Raw genomic sequence first — 13,114 nt, 5'->3', positions numbered from 1 at the left:
CGACACACTTACTGACGCGGCGATTTAAGAACGTTAGCACGGAAATCAGTTTGCATGTGCTGGCTTATAACCTCAAAAGAATGATGTCCATCTGGGGTTCTGAAGGATTAACTAAAAAGCTGCAAGAGCGTTACGGCTAGCGGCTGTAGTCGCTTTAGCTCCTGATACCACACCCATAACGCTCAATATCGGACTTAATAAGCCTCCGAACCGCACTGAATGAAAACTAAAACGCACACTCATTATTTCAGCGAGGCACTAACAGTGCATACTGGCGAACCGCTGAAAGAGCGGAAAATATGAGTTTTTACACAGCCTGGGCACAAACCGGTAGTAGACTATTGCTCATTACTAAACTACTTAGTTACCATGCCTTACCGACATTGGAAGCGCATTCTTTACTCATGAAATGGATTTTACTAACCGCTATCTTGCTTACACCGTTATCCCTTTTCGCTGCTGAACAGTACTCCAAAGCTGAATGCGATAATTTAAAACATCAAAAAGAACAAATCAGAAAGCGCATGAACCAGGGCTATGGCGTTGCAGAAGGCAACTGGTTAAATAAACGCGATCGTGAACTGTTCAAGCTTATCGGTTTACATTGTTCATCGCCAAATGAAGATAGGGCATCAACCACAACAGAGCGGGTAGATATGTCGCCTTCGGTAAGCAGAAACACGCGACCCAGCACTTCGCTGCAAGATATGCCGAATTGGTCAGCCAATAATGATATTTTTAAAGACGATAAAGCTGCCGCCTGGAGTGAGTATTATCAAGTGCCTGTGCGCTGTCGGCAGAAAGCCTTGTCTGAAATTGATTTTGTGCAGTGTGCTGATCATAAAGCAGAACAGCGAAAGCAATTTGACGAAATGTGGCAATTGCTTAAATTCACCCCGCTAACTACTGGTGTGTCTTCTGCAAGTACCTCTACCTTTTCTACCCCACGATTACAAACACAACCCCACGTTGAAAGTATGCAGATCTATACCATCGACGATACAGCAGATATGCCGGACGTTAGCGTTGCTAATACTGTTACCGTGGATAAGGATTTTCACAAACACTTTAGCTGGTTCGGAATTGCGTTTGTTATCTTCATTGCAGGTTCAAGCTGGATAATATGGCGTAAATGAGCCTAGGCTTCGAGGTGTAATCAGAAATACAGATTACCGGCTTGCACTTATCAAGCTGATTAAAAGTTGTTCATATCTTTGTAACTTTGCTCGGACAGGATGCTTGTAGTTTAATAACCCGAGCATCATCATGAAAACGATAACCTTTATAACGTTTACGCTTACAGCTATTCTGTTTGGCACTTCAGCTAACGCGGCTAATTGTGCTTATAACTGCCCATCCGGTAAATCTGGCCAGACTATTGAAAGGCCAATTTACACGCTACACAACAACAGCAGCACTAAGTTTGCCAATTGGGTGGCTTACAAAGTAACCAAAAACACCATTGATGGACCCAGCCGGACCCGGACGTGGAAAGCAGACCCAAACATCAACTCAGCATATACGCTTGAACCCGCAGACTATACCGATGCGGCTGCAGTACTGAGCACAGACCGTGGCCATCAGGTGCCTTTGGCGGCGTTTAGTAATACTGCTTACTGGGCAATGACGAATTATCTGTCTAATATCACACCACAGTCTGCTAACCTGAACCAGGGGGCTTGGGTAAAGTTGGAAACTGCCGTTCGTAATTTGGCTCGCACCGGCCAGGACGTTTATGTAATCACCGGGCCATTGTATGAATGGTACTTTGGGGCTTTGCCGGGGGCTGATGAAGGCCATACTATCCCGTCTGGCTATTTCAAAGTGGTCATTACGGATAACGCCGGGTGGGTAGAGGCGTCTGCATTTATCATGGAGCAAAACCTTAACCGCTCTGCCAGTTTCTGCCCACGTGAGGTTACGGTTAATGAAGTAGAAAGCCGCAGTGGGTTAAATATTATGCCGTTACTGCCGTCATACAAAGAGCCCGCGGTTGAAGGGCAGGTTGGTGGGCTAAAAACTGAGTTAGGTTGTTAACGTGCCGTCCAAAGGGTATGTCTTGCTACATACCAACAGGAGTTAACAACAGACCTAACCAGGAAGTCTAAATAGGGGCCTTAAGGTTAATTAGCACAGGCCCTTTTTTCTGGCTCTTTTTCGATGCTGCCTTGAGCGTTGTTATACCCGTTTACGGCAACAATACATCAGAGAATGTTTTATCACGGTTATTGAAATAGTTAAGATCAACTTCTTTCTCCACCCCGGGAAGCGTTGATTGCTCTGTCCATTGCCAGAAATGCCAATCCAGCCATCCTTTTGGACTTACCGGTTTTTCCACGCCATACTCCGCAATCCACAATGGATATTGGCCAAATTTGTCGGTCATATTCGTGTTCCAGAAGGTGCGGCCGGTGTAAATAATCGGTTTTTTACCGTAATGCGCGGTCAAAATATTAACAAATACCTGCAGTTTGTCTGCCACATCAGGGGCGGTGTTTTTGCCCAGTAACTCGATGTCTACTGCAGGTACCAAATCTCCACTACTTAGCTTGACAGTATCGATAAAAAACTGCGCTTGTTTCTCTGGCGGATCTTCGGTGACATAAAAATGATAGGCGCCACGCACAATGCCTGTTTTTTTAGCGTTTTGCCAGTGCGAATCAAAGTTAGGGTCTTTGTCATCCATGCCTTCAGTCGCTTTGATAAAGACAAAACGCATCCCCACTGTAGAGAGCTTTGGCCAATCTACTTCGCCGTTATGGTGCGACAGATCAAGCCCGTGGTAGGCAATATTTTGGCTATCATTTGCTGTAGCGCCAACCGGAACCGACGTAAAAAACAGTACCGCGAAAACGCTAAGCAGATTGGCTATTTTTTTCAATATTCTCATTAGTACAACGCCCCGTAGCTAATTATTACCATCGCCAGCAGCAGGCTGGGCCAGTAAAGCAGTTTGGCTAGCATAAAGTTATGCGGTGCCAGTTTACGCTGCACGTCTAGCGGCGCTTTAACTATAAAACTGCACAGCAATACTAAGATCATTGCGATATACAGTAGCAGATAAAAATACTCGATGTAGACAATGCTCTGCGCTGGAAACTTAGCACGGGTATTAAGCTGTAATAACATCACCACAACACACAGTGCCGATATGAAACCGATAACCAACTTAATAGAAAAGCTGTTAAACGCCAGATTGCTGGGCTTACGGCTTATGGTTAATAACACGGCAAATAACAGCACTGCGACGGCTAATGCCGGCAGAACGTTAACCACAAAGGCATTATTGCGCTTTAGTACCAGGTTAAAATGCAGTTCCGGGCTTTGTGCAGCAATGGCGGTGGGGTAACCAAAATTGCTGTGGTAGCTGGCGGTTTTAACATCGAAAAAGGTTGCAGCTATCAACCAGTCACTCAGAACAATATCGCGCTGGACGCCATAGATGTTTGCCATGCCGGAGTCGTTATAAGCGTTGAAATCGGGGATCAGAATCGTTTTACCATCAAAATCATCAGATAAAATGCGCAGCTTTACCGTTTGCTGATCCAGAGGGTACTGGCTGTAATCAAATTGCTGGCGCAGGGTGGTTTCAAAAAACCACGCTGTCAGGGTTTCATCGTCCTGCACCTTTTGATTAACGTCATTCAGCTGCGCGCTACCCTCTATTGCATCTGGAAAGTAAAAACCGGCTTTGGCCTGCAGCGGGCAATTGGGCGCTATGGGGACTTTTTGCCAGATATAGCCGCTGATATGCACATCGTTAAGTGAATGAAAGCTCAGCGATTGCAAAAATACGCCGGTTGCAACATACGCGCAGTGCGGTACATCGTCTTTAGTTGTCTGTGCCAGCTTGGCTATCCAGTTATCGCGATCCATGTTCATGTGTGTTAACTGATGTTCAGTTGCCTCGACCTTTGGGGCGGCCTGAAACCACATATATGCCAAGATGGTAATACCTATAACGCTGCTGCTAAGGCTCAACAGCAGGTAAAAACCCAGGTTCTGCAAAGGGTGGGAGCTAATTTTGTCTGGCATGTTAAAAAGAATATATAAGTTAGGCGCCTGCTAAGCCTAGCTGCTAGCAGGTGAATTGCCAGCATGGCTGTAAGACAAAACTGACCATTAATCTCTTTCTTGAACGATCTGAAAGCCTCCTTATTTGGCCATCTAAACGTATAGAAGTTGACTTTGCCGTCGGTTTTGCGCAAAGTAGCGGCTATGTGTGCTAATGGGGTTTGGCTATGCCTATTAAAGTGATCGATCAGTTGCCGGCGGTAGAAGCGCTGTCGGCAGAAAATGTCTTCGTAATGACCGAAAGTCGGGCGCAGTCGCAGGATATCCGGCCGCTGAAAATTGCCATTCTCAACCTGATGCCAAATAAAATTGCCACTGAAATTCAGTTGCTACGTTTATTGGCTAACAGCCCATTACAAGTAGATGTCGATTTGGTACGTATTGATGATCACGTGAGTAAAAATACGCCACCGAGCCATTTAAATTGCTTTTACCGCTATTTTTCAGACGTGCAGCAGCAAAAGTACGACGGCCTGATTATTACCGGCGCGCCGTTGGGGCTGGTGGACTATGAAGATGTGAGTTACTGGGATCAATTTGGCGATATTCTGCGCTGGGCAGATAAACACGTTACCTCAACGTTGTTCTTATGTTGGGCTGCACATGCCGCGCTGTATCAGTACTACGGTTTACAGCGTGAAATACGCGGCGAGAAACTCTCCGGTGTTTATTGGCAAGATGTTGTGCAGCCACTGTGTCCGTTAGTTCGCGGTTTTGATGATGCCTTTTTAGTGCCCCATTCACGTTATGCGCAGGTGCCAAAACAGAAATACCAGCAACACGATGATTTACATATTCTGGCGGAAGCGGATGCGACCGGCGCCTATTTATTGCAAAACAGCAGTGGTAGCCGGGTATTTGTTACTGGTCACCCGGAATACGACTTAACAACGCTTGATGACGAATATCAACGTGATGTCGCCGCAGGCGTATCGGCAAAATTGCCGGAAAATTATTACCGTAACAATGACCCCTTACAGGGACCACAAAAGTTATGGCAGAGCCATGCCTTTTTACTGTTTAGTAATTGGTTAAACTATTATGTTTATCAGGCTACCCCATTTGATTTGGGCCAGATAGGCCAGACGGCTTAAGGTAAAGAGTATTCTATGACAGCAAGATTAACGCCTGAACAATTTCGCCAGTTGCTCGCTCAACGTATTTTTATTCTTGATGGCGCCATGGGCACCATGATCCAGCAACATCGCTTAGAAGAGGCCGATTATCGCGGCGCGGAATTTGCCGATTGGCCCAGTGATGTTAAAGGCAATAACGATTTACTGGTGCTGACGCAACCGGATTTAATTGCTGATATTCACCGGCAATATTTGTTGGCCGGGGCGGATATTGTTGAAACCAACAGCTTTAACGCTACTACCATTGCGATGGCCGATTACCAGATGGAAGGCTTATCGGCGCGGATAAACCGTGAGTCGGCAGCGCTGGCGCGTAAAGTATGCGATGAGATAACTGCGCTTGAGCCAGAAAAGCCGCGCTTTGTCGCCGGTGTGTTAGGGCCAACTAACCGCACCGCGTCTATATCACCTGATGTAAACGACCCAGGCTTTCGTAATGTCAGTTTTGATGAGTTAGTAGACGCTTACACCGAATCTACCCATGCGTTAATTGCCGGTGGCGCCGACATTATTATGTTGGAAACCATTTTTGATACCTTAAATGCGAAAGCTGCGGCTTTTGCCGTACTTAAAGTGTTTGACGAAGTTGGCTATAAACTACCGGTGATGATCTCCGGCACCATTACCGATGCGTCTGGCCGTACCTTGTCGGGCCAGACTACCGAAGCGTTTTATCATAGCCTGGCCCATGTTGAGCCGGTATGTTTTGGCCTTAACTGCGCACTTGGACCAGATTTGCTGCGGCCTTATGTCGAAACGCTGTCGGGCGTATCAGAAGCTTATGTTTCCGTGCACCCCAATGCAGGTTTGCCAAACGAGTTTGGCGAATACGATTTAGGCGCTACAGAGATGGCTGCAGAAATTGCCGATTGGGCCAAACAGGGCTTTTTAAATATTGTTGGTGGCTGCTGTGGCACCACGCCTGAGCATATAAAAGCCATCGCTGATGCGGTAAAAGATGCGCCTGCCCGCCAACCGAAAGCGCCCGGCCATAGTTTTAATTTAGCCGGCCTTGAAGCCTTTTCTTTGGAGTGGTAATGCGACAACAGGCCAGATTTATCAACGTTGGCGAGCGGACGAATGTTACCGGCTCGGCCAAATTTAAAAAGCTTATTTTAAACGGCGACTATGAGGCGGCACTGGATGTTGCGCGTCAGCAAGTGGAAAACGGTGCGCAAATTATTGATATCAACATGGACGAAGCGATGCTCGACAGCAAAGCCGCCATGGTGCGCTACTTGCAATTACTGGCGTCTGAGCCTGATATTTCGCGGGTGCCCATTATGGTCGACTCGTCGAAGTGGGAGGTTATTGAAGCTGCGCTAAAATGTATTCAGGGCAAGGCAGTAGTAAATTCCATTTCGCTAAAAGAAGGCGAAGCGCCGTTTTTACATCAGGCGCGTTTGTTGCGGCGCTATGGCGCTGCCGTAGTAGTGATGGCGTTTGATGAAAAAGGTCAGGCTGATACTAAGGTGCGCAAGGTCGAAATTTGCCAGCGTGCTTATAAAATCCTTACTGAGCAAATTGGCTTTCCACCCGAAGATATTATTTTTGACCCGAACATCTTCGCTGTTGCAACCGGCATTGAAGAGCACAACAACTACGCGGTCGACTTTATTGAAGCCACCCGCGAGATAAAGCGTTTATGCCCGCATGCGAAAATATCCGGCGGTGTGTCTAATGTGTCCTTCTCGTTTCGCGGTAATGATGCGGTTCGAGAAGCCATTCACTCAGTATTTTTATACCATGCAATCGGCGCCGGTATGGATATGGGCATTGTTAACGCCGGCCAGCTTACCGTGTATGACGATATTCCATCACTGCTGAAAGAGCGGGTGGAAGACGTTATTTTAAACCGCCGTGACGATGCTACCGAAAGGTTACTTGAGATTGCCGCCCAGTTTAAAGGCGATGGCAGCGTGGCTGAAAAAGTGGATGATGCCTGGCGCAGCTTACCGGTAAATAAGCGGCTTGAGCATGCGCTGGTAAAAGGTATTACCGACTTTATTGATATTGATACTGAAGAGGCGCGCCAACAAGCCGAAAAACCGCTGCACGTCATTGAAGGGCCGTTAATGGACGGCATGAACGTAGTGGGGGACTTGTTTGGCGAAGGCAAAATGTTTTTGCCGCAAGTGGTTAAATCAGCCCGGGTAATGAAAAAAGCCGTGGCCTATTTGCAGCCTTATATTGAGCTGGAAAAAGAGGGCGGTCGGGCGCAGGGCAAGGTGCTGTTGGCCACAGTAAAAGGTGATGTGCACGATATCGGCAAAAATATTGTTGGTGTGGTGCTGCAATGTAATAACTTTGAGGTTATCGACCTTGGCGTTATGGTGCCCTGTGCTGAGCTGTTGCGCGTGGCGAAAGAACGCGATGTTGATGTCATTGGTTTATCTGGCCTTATTACACCGTCGCTGGATGAAATGGTGCATGTTGCCAAAGAAATGACCCGCTTAGGCTTTACCCAACCGCTGCTGATTGGCGGTGCTACTACGTCTAAAGCCCATACTGCCGTGAAAATAGAGCCGAATTACGCCAATGGCGTGGTGTATGTGCCGAATGCCTCGCGCAGTGTGTCGGTGGTGCAGTCACTTATAACACCGGACAGCAAAGCGGATTATTTAAGCCGGATTAAAAACGAATATGTCGTGGCGCGTGAACAACATGCCCGCTCGCGCCCCGGTGAAAAGCTGCTTAGTTTAAATGAAGCTAAAGCGAATAAGTTTCAGCTTGATTTAAGTAAGGTGGCGCCGGCACCAAAACAGTTAGGTGTGCAACTATGGAAGGACGTTGATCTTAACGTGTTACGCGATTATATCGACTGGACACCATTCTTTTTAACCTGGCAGTTATCCGGTAAATACCCGGCCATACTTAACCATGCTGAAGTGGGCATGGAAGCGCGCAGAGTGTTTAAAGACGCTAATGCCATTCTGGACACCATGATTAACGAGGGGCATGTAAAAGGTAAGGCCGTATTTGGTTTATTTCCGGCTAATAGTGACGGTGAAGATATTGTGGTTTACACCGACGAAAGCCGCAGCACCGAAAAAGTTCGCTTATATAACCTGCGCCAACAGTTGCAGCTGCGCAATAATGCGCCCAATTGCAGCCTGGCCGATTTTATCGCCCCGGTGGGCAGCGGGGTTAAAGATTATATTGGCGGTTTTGCCGTAAGTACCGGTTTTTGTGCTGACGAATTTGCGGCTAAATTTGCTGCTGAGCACGACGATTACAACAGCATTATGGTTAAAGCACTGGCCGACCGTTTAGCTGAGGCTTTAGCCGAATACCTGCATTTAAAAGTGCGGCGCGAATACTGGGGCTATGCCGCAGGCGAGACGCTTGATAACGAGCAGCTTATTCGTGAGTTGTATCAGGGGATTCGCCCGGCACCCGGTTATCCGGCGTGCCCGGAGCACACTGAAAAAGGCACCTTGTGGCAGTTGCTGGATGTTGAAGCGCAAACCGGTATTGTACTGACCGAAAGCTACGCCATGTGGCCAGGCGCTGCGGTTAGCGGTTGGTACTTTGGCCATCCTGACAGCAAATATTTTGCCGTGAGTAAAATAGGTGATGATCAATTAATCGACTATGCCGCGAAAAAAGGTTGGAGCAAGGAAGAAGCAGAAAGCTGGCTGGCGCCCAATATACGCTGATACGGCAAGGCGCGTTATTTTAGCTGTGTTACAGCACAGGTAAAGCGCGCGCTCATATCTGCTGGCCTGCTTTGTTTTTCATTGCAACCATTTGTCGAGTAATTGCGCCATAGTAGTGATATCGATAGGCTTCATTAACAGATCATTCATGCCAGCTTGTGCGGCGTTTTGACGGGTGATATCGGCGCTGTGTGCTGTCATAGCAATAACCGGTAGAAGGTCTAAGCCTGGCAAGCGACGAAGTTGTCTGGTGGTTTCGTAGCCGTCAATGCCGGGCATTTCTATATCCATCAAAACAAGGGAAATCGTGTGCACTGCGAGGCACTCCAGAGCCTGTTCACCATGGGTGGCAGTGATAATGTTGTAGCCCAGCTTATGCAAAATTATCTTCGCCAACGCCTGATTAAAATAGTTGTCTTCAACTAACAAAATGGTGTGTTGTGCTACTGTAGCCGCGTTGCTTGGCTGGAGTGTTTGCAGTGTTGTTGGCTCAGCGGCGCTTAAGGTTATATTTGCCGCTTCAGCAAATTCCAGACTAAAACTGAACGTACTGCCTTTGGCGGGTGAGCTACTCACAGCCAGCTGGCCTCCCATCAATGTCACCAGCCGCTGGCAAATTGTCAGGCCCAGCCCCGTGCCGCCATACTTGCGACTAATTGAACTATCCGCTTGATTAAATGCAGTAAACAAGAGCTTTTGCTGGCTTTCGCTAATACCGATACCGGTGTCACGCACGGCAAAATGCAACTGCCAGCCTGATTGGTTGAGCTGCGCGTTAATACTCAGGCTAATATCACCTTGCTCAGTAAACTTAATGGCATTACTTATCAGGTTAATTAGTATTTGAGACAGGCGAAGTGCATCGCCTTGCAGCTGATCGGGTATTTGCTCGTCCAAATACAGGCTGAATTGTAAGCCTTTTTGCTTAATGTGTTCGCTAAACATGTCACTGACCTGTGCCACTGTATCGCGCAGACTAAAAGCAGCCTGTTCTAACTCCAGCTTGCCGGCTTCAATTTTAGAAAAATCTAAAATGTCATTAATAATGCTGAGTAACATTTTTCCAGCGCCGCGTATCTTGGTAATGTAACTTTGCTGTGTCGTTGGGTCTTCGTTGAGTTGTGCCAATTCAGAAAAGCCTAATACTGCATTAAGTGGTGTGCGCAGTTCGTGGCTCATGTTGGCCAAAAAGTCACTTTTTGCCTGCGCTGCGGTTTCGGCACTTTGCTTGGCTTGTTGCAGTTGCATCATGGTTTGTTGTAAGTGGGCCGTGCGTTCTTCTACCTGGCGGGTGAGTTGGTGTTTTTCCTGTAACAGATGATAGGTGCGCCATTTCAGCAAAAAATACATAATGAGTAGCGCAAATGTTATGTACCCAATCCATGCGACTGTGCTGGCATACCAGGGCGCAGCAATATGAAAACTTAACTGTTCAGAGAGTTGCAAATTTCCCTGATGGTCGCGACTGCGCACCATAAAATGATAGTCCCCTGGCGCAAGGTTGGTGTAATCGCGGTATAGTTCGTTGCTCCAGCCAGACCAGGCCTTATCATGACCTTGCAGTTTTAGCTGAAACTGCGGCTGAAATAAGTGGCTAAAATTGGGGCTGGCATATTCAAAGCGCAGTGCATTACTGTTGGCGTTAAGCTTGAGTTGTTTAGGTAAAGCCCCTCCGTGGTAAAATGTGCTGCCATCAAGTGTTCTTAGTTGGCGAAGTAAAGGCGGTTTAGGTGGCATATTGCGATGTTCATCCAGCGCAAAGCGGAATAGCCCCTCAGCACCGCCAAACCAAATCACGTTTTGTGCATCAATCAATAAGGTGTCTAGCGGGATATCCTGCAACGGCAGTAGGGCAGAAGCTTGCCAGCGATACAGGCCTTCACTGTCAGCAAACAGCACGCCTGCCTGACGCCGGCCAGTATCATTGTCCCAGGTAAGTAACCACAAATTATTATTTTTTTCAGCTTGCGGATAGCGAACCCAAGGCTGGGTAGCGCTAAACGCTGCAGCTAACTGTGGGTCCAGAAAAAATTGCTGGCTTGGCGGGTCAAAGCGGTAAAAACCGGCAACCGTTGCAATTAATAATGCGTTTTTATACCAGTGCACAGCGTTGCGGTTATTACTGGGTAAGCCATCGGTCTTACTAAAATGTGTAACGGTGAACGAGGCGGAATTGCCGCCTTGCCAATTTGGGGGTAATTGAAGCCTATACACACCATGGGCCAGAGTGCCCAGCCAGAGTTCGCCGTCGGCGGACTCTAGTATGCTGTTAAGATTACCACTGACGCCCGGCACCCGGCCTTCATCTCGCCATTCTCCTTGCTCATAGCGCATGCTAGCCAGACCATTTTGCAGGCCAATGTAGATGCGTTGTGGGTCTAACCTTGATTGATACAGTACTTTGCTGGCCAGTTCTGACGCACGTATTAGCTTCAGTTCAGTTCCGGTTTTAGCGTAGACGCCTTTACCATTAGCGATAAGGAGTTGCTCGTTATAGCTAATAAAATCCCAGGTTTGCTTTTGTGCTTGCTCAACTGCCTCAAAACGGTTCTGCGCATTTTTACGAAATAAGCCCAGGCTGGTGCCAGCATATAAGGTGTTTTGATGCTGGTACAACGACAGCACATTGCCTTGCAAACCACTGGCGCTGTTGTAATAGGAGATAGCTGCGGACAAATCTATGCGGCTTAAACCATGATCCAGCGCCAACCATAAACCTTGCTGATGGTCTTGATACAGCGCACGGATATTCTGGTCTACCAGACCAAGCTCGGCAGTAATGTGGCTTTTTAGTTTGCCATCAGCGGTCAGAATATATAAACCGGCATTTGTAGTGCCAAGGGCAAAGTCGCCGTTTTTTAGCCGTATACCACTGTAAAGTGACGCTTGTTGAAGCTGTGCGTCAATGTCGGTGTGCCAGCGTTCAGTACCGGTGCTGCGAAGCAAAAACAGCTCGCCTTCGCGGCTACCCGCAAGCAGCGTATTTTCATCAAAGGATTCGAGCATAAAAATGCTGGTATCACTAAACTGTTCTGCACCGGGCACAGGGCTAAATTCACCTTGCACCAATTGCAGTAAGCCACGGCCTTCCTCTCTGACAAGTAAGCGCTGCTGTAAATAAAAGGCTTTGAGAAAACCATTTTCAGAGGCCCAAACGCTGACCTGTTGTGGCGAGATAAAAAAGATATAGTTACGGCTAACGAAATAAACGCCGTCGGGGGTGGTGAAGGTTTGGCGCACATCCTGAAAATTGCGGTATTCTGGCGCAATACGGTCTAATAGCGATACGTACTGCGTTCCACCTGCAGCTTGGGTATCCAGATAGCCAAGTTCGCCTTTTGACCCAACATAAACTTTGCCATCTGCCGCTAAGGCCAATGACCGGACTACTGCTTTATTGTGAGTGGGGATCATCCGCCAGCTAGCACCATCATGCTCAAGCACGCCGACATTGTTGCCAACGTAAAGCACGCCGCGCTGATCTTGAATTATGGCCCAGTTTTGCGTGCCGCCATTGTAATCTTTTGGCTTGAAGTTGCTTAGCAGTGGTGTGCCATATTGCTGTGCATTTGCTGTCTGGCTAAATATCAGCACCAAGGCACAGCAAAGCCAGATTAACTGTTTTAAAACCTTCACTATGCACAACCTCCCTGTTTGCACAGCTATCTTTGCTTGTACACCCGTCAGCGTGTCATTCGGGTGGGCGTTTTATTTGCGTAACACTTTGTCCAGATAGCCCATAGCAAACGCTGATAACACAAACGTTATATGTATCAGTAAATACCATTGTATTTTGTCATTGGCAATGGTTTCGGTATTCATAAAGACTTTAAGTAAATGTATCGACGAGATAGCCACGATAGAGGCTGCGACTTTGTTCTTCAACGACGAAGAGTCCAGTTTACCTAACCAGCTAAGTTTGTCGTCATTACCCTCTAAATCAAGCCGTGACACGAAGTTTTCGTAGCCGGAAAACATCACCATGACAATAAGCCCGCCTACCAGAGCAATATCAATAAGTGACAGCACGACTAAGATTAACTCTACCTCTTTCATAGTCAAAATGGTGGGTATAATGTGGAATATTTCCTGGAAAAACTTAATACCCAGCGCGAAAAGTGCCAAGCTTAAACCCAGATAAATTGGCGCCATGATCCAACGTGCTGAATACATCAGTTTTTCAATAAAATTTTCCATAACCATACCCGAAGTTTCTAATCGCTGTATTATGCGGTTACTCAGTTA

General features: G+C 47.3%; 9 protein-coding genes. 5 read left to right on the top strand and 4 right to left on the bottom strand.

Going from position 1 to position 13,114, the window contains the following annotated elements; all coding sequences use genetic code 11:
* The first annotated feature begins 299 nt into the window (after positions 1-299).
* Positions 300-1,136 carry a hypothetical protein gene (locus tag H595_RS0112440; protein ID WP_027671508.1) on the top strand — a complete coding sequence of 279 codons (837 nt, stop codon included), beginning with the start codon at positions 300-302 and terminating at the stop codon, positions 1,134-1,136.
* A 130-nt stretch (positions 1,137-1,266) separates the two neighbouring features.
* Positions 1,267-2,037: a DNA/RNA non-specific endonuclease gene (locus tag H595_RS0112435; protein WP_027671507.1), complete on the top strand. Its 771-nt coding sequence runs from the start codon at positions 1,267-1,269 to the stop codon at positions 2,035-2,037.
* Between the two features lie 151 nt (positions 2,038-2,188).
* On the opposite strand, the gene H595_RS22275 is transcribed toward H595_RS0112435, so the two are convergent.
* Positions 2,189-2,890, bottom strand: coding sequence for a glycoside hydrolase family 25 protein (locus H595_RS22275; protein WP_051219875.1), 702 nt, complete (start codon positions 2,888-2,890; stop codon positions 2,189-2,191).
* Complete coding sequence (locus H595_RS0112425) at positions 2,890-3,882, bottom strand: ligand-gated ion channel (protein ID WP_156885978.1); 993 nt, start codon at positions 3,880-3,882, stop codon at positions 2,890-2,892. The genes H595_RS22275 and H595_RS0112425 overlap by 1 nt, the downstream gene beginning before the upstream one ends.
* A 359-nt stretch (positions 3,883-4,241) precedes the next feature.
* Here H595_RS0112425 and H595_RS0112420 point away from each other — a divergent pair, with 359 nt between their 5' ends.
* The 3 genes from H595_RS0112420 to metH are packed head-to-tail and all read left to right on the top strand — an operon-like array spanning position 4,242 to position 8,869.
* Positions 4,242-5,168, top strand: coding sequence for a homoserine O-succinyltransferase (locus H595_RS0112420; protein ID WP_027671505.1), 927 nt, complete (start codon positions 4,242-4,244; stop codon positions 5,166-5,168).
* Between the two features lie 15 nt (positions 5,169-5,183).
* Complete coding sequence (locus H595_RS24740) at positions 5,184-6,248, top strand: homocysteine S-methyltransferase family protein (RefSeq protein ID WP_027671504.1); 1,065 nt, start codon at positions 5,184-5,186, stop codon at positions 6,246-6,248.
* A complete protein-coding gene (metH, locus tag H595_RS0112410; RefSeq protein ID WP_027671503.1) occupies positions 6,248-8,869 on the top strand; it encodes a methionine synthase in 2,622 nt (873 codons plus the stop codon). The genes H595_RS24740 and metH overlap by 1 nt, the downstream gene beginning before the upstream one ends.
* 78 nt (positions 8,870-8,947) lie before the next feature.
* Here the strand turns inward: metH and H595_RS22270 are convergent, their stop codons facing one another.
* A complete protein-coding gene (locus H595_RS22270; protein WP_051219874.1) occupies positions 8,948-12,505 on the bottom strand; it encodes an ATP-binding protein in 3,558 nt (1,185 codons plus the stop codon).
* A 72-nt stretch (positions 12,506-12,577) separates the two neighbouring features.
* The gene (locus H595_RS0112400) at positions 12,578-13,066 is read right to left on the bottom strand and encodes a TIGR00645 family protein (protein ID WP_027671502.1); all 489 of its coding nucleotides are present in this window, start codon (positions 13,064-13,066) and stop codon (positions 12,578-12,580) included.
* Positions 13,067-13,114: the final 48 nt, after the last annotated feature.

The organism is Rheinheimera baltica DSM 14885, assembly GCF_000425345.1.
GTDB lineage: Bacteria > Pseudomonadota > Gammaproteobacteria > Enterobacterales > Alteromonadaceae > Alishewanella > Alishewanella baltica.
Note: the sequence above shows the minus strand (reverse complement) of the source record. Positions and strands in the feature narration are given on the sequence as shown.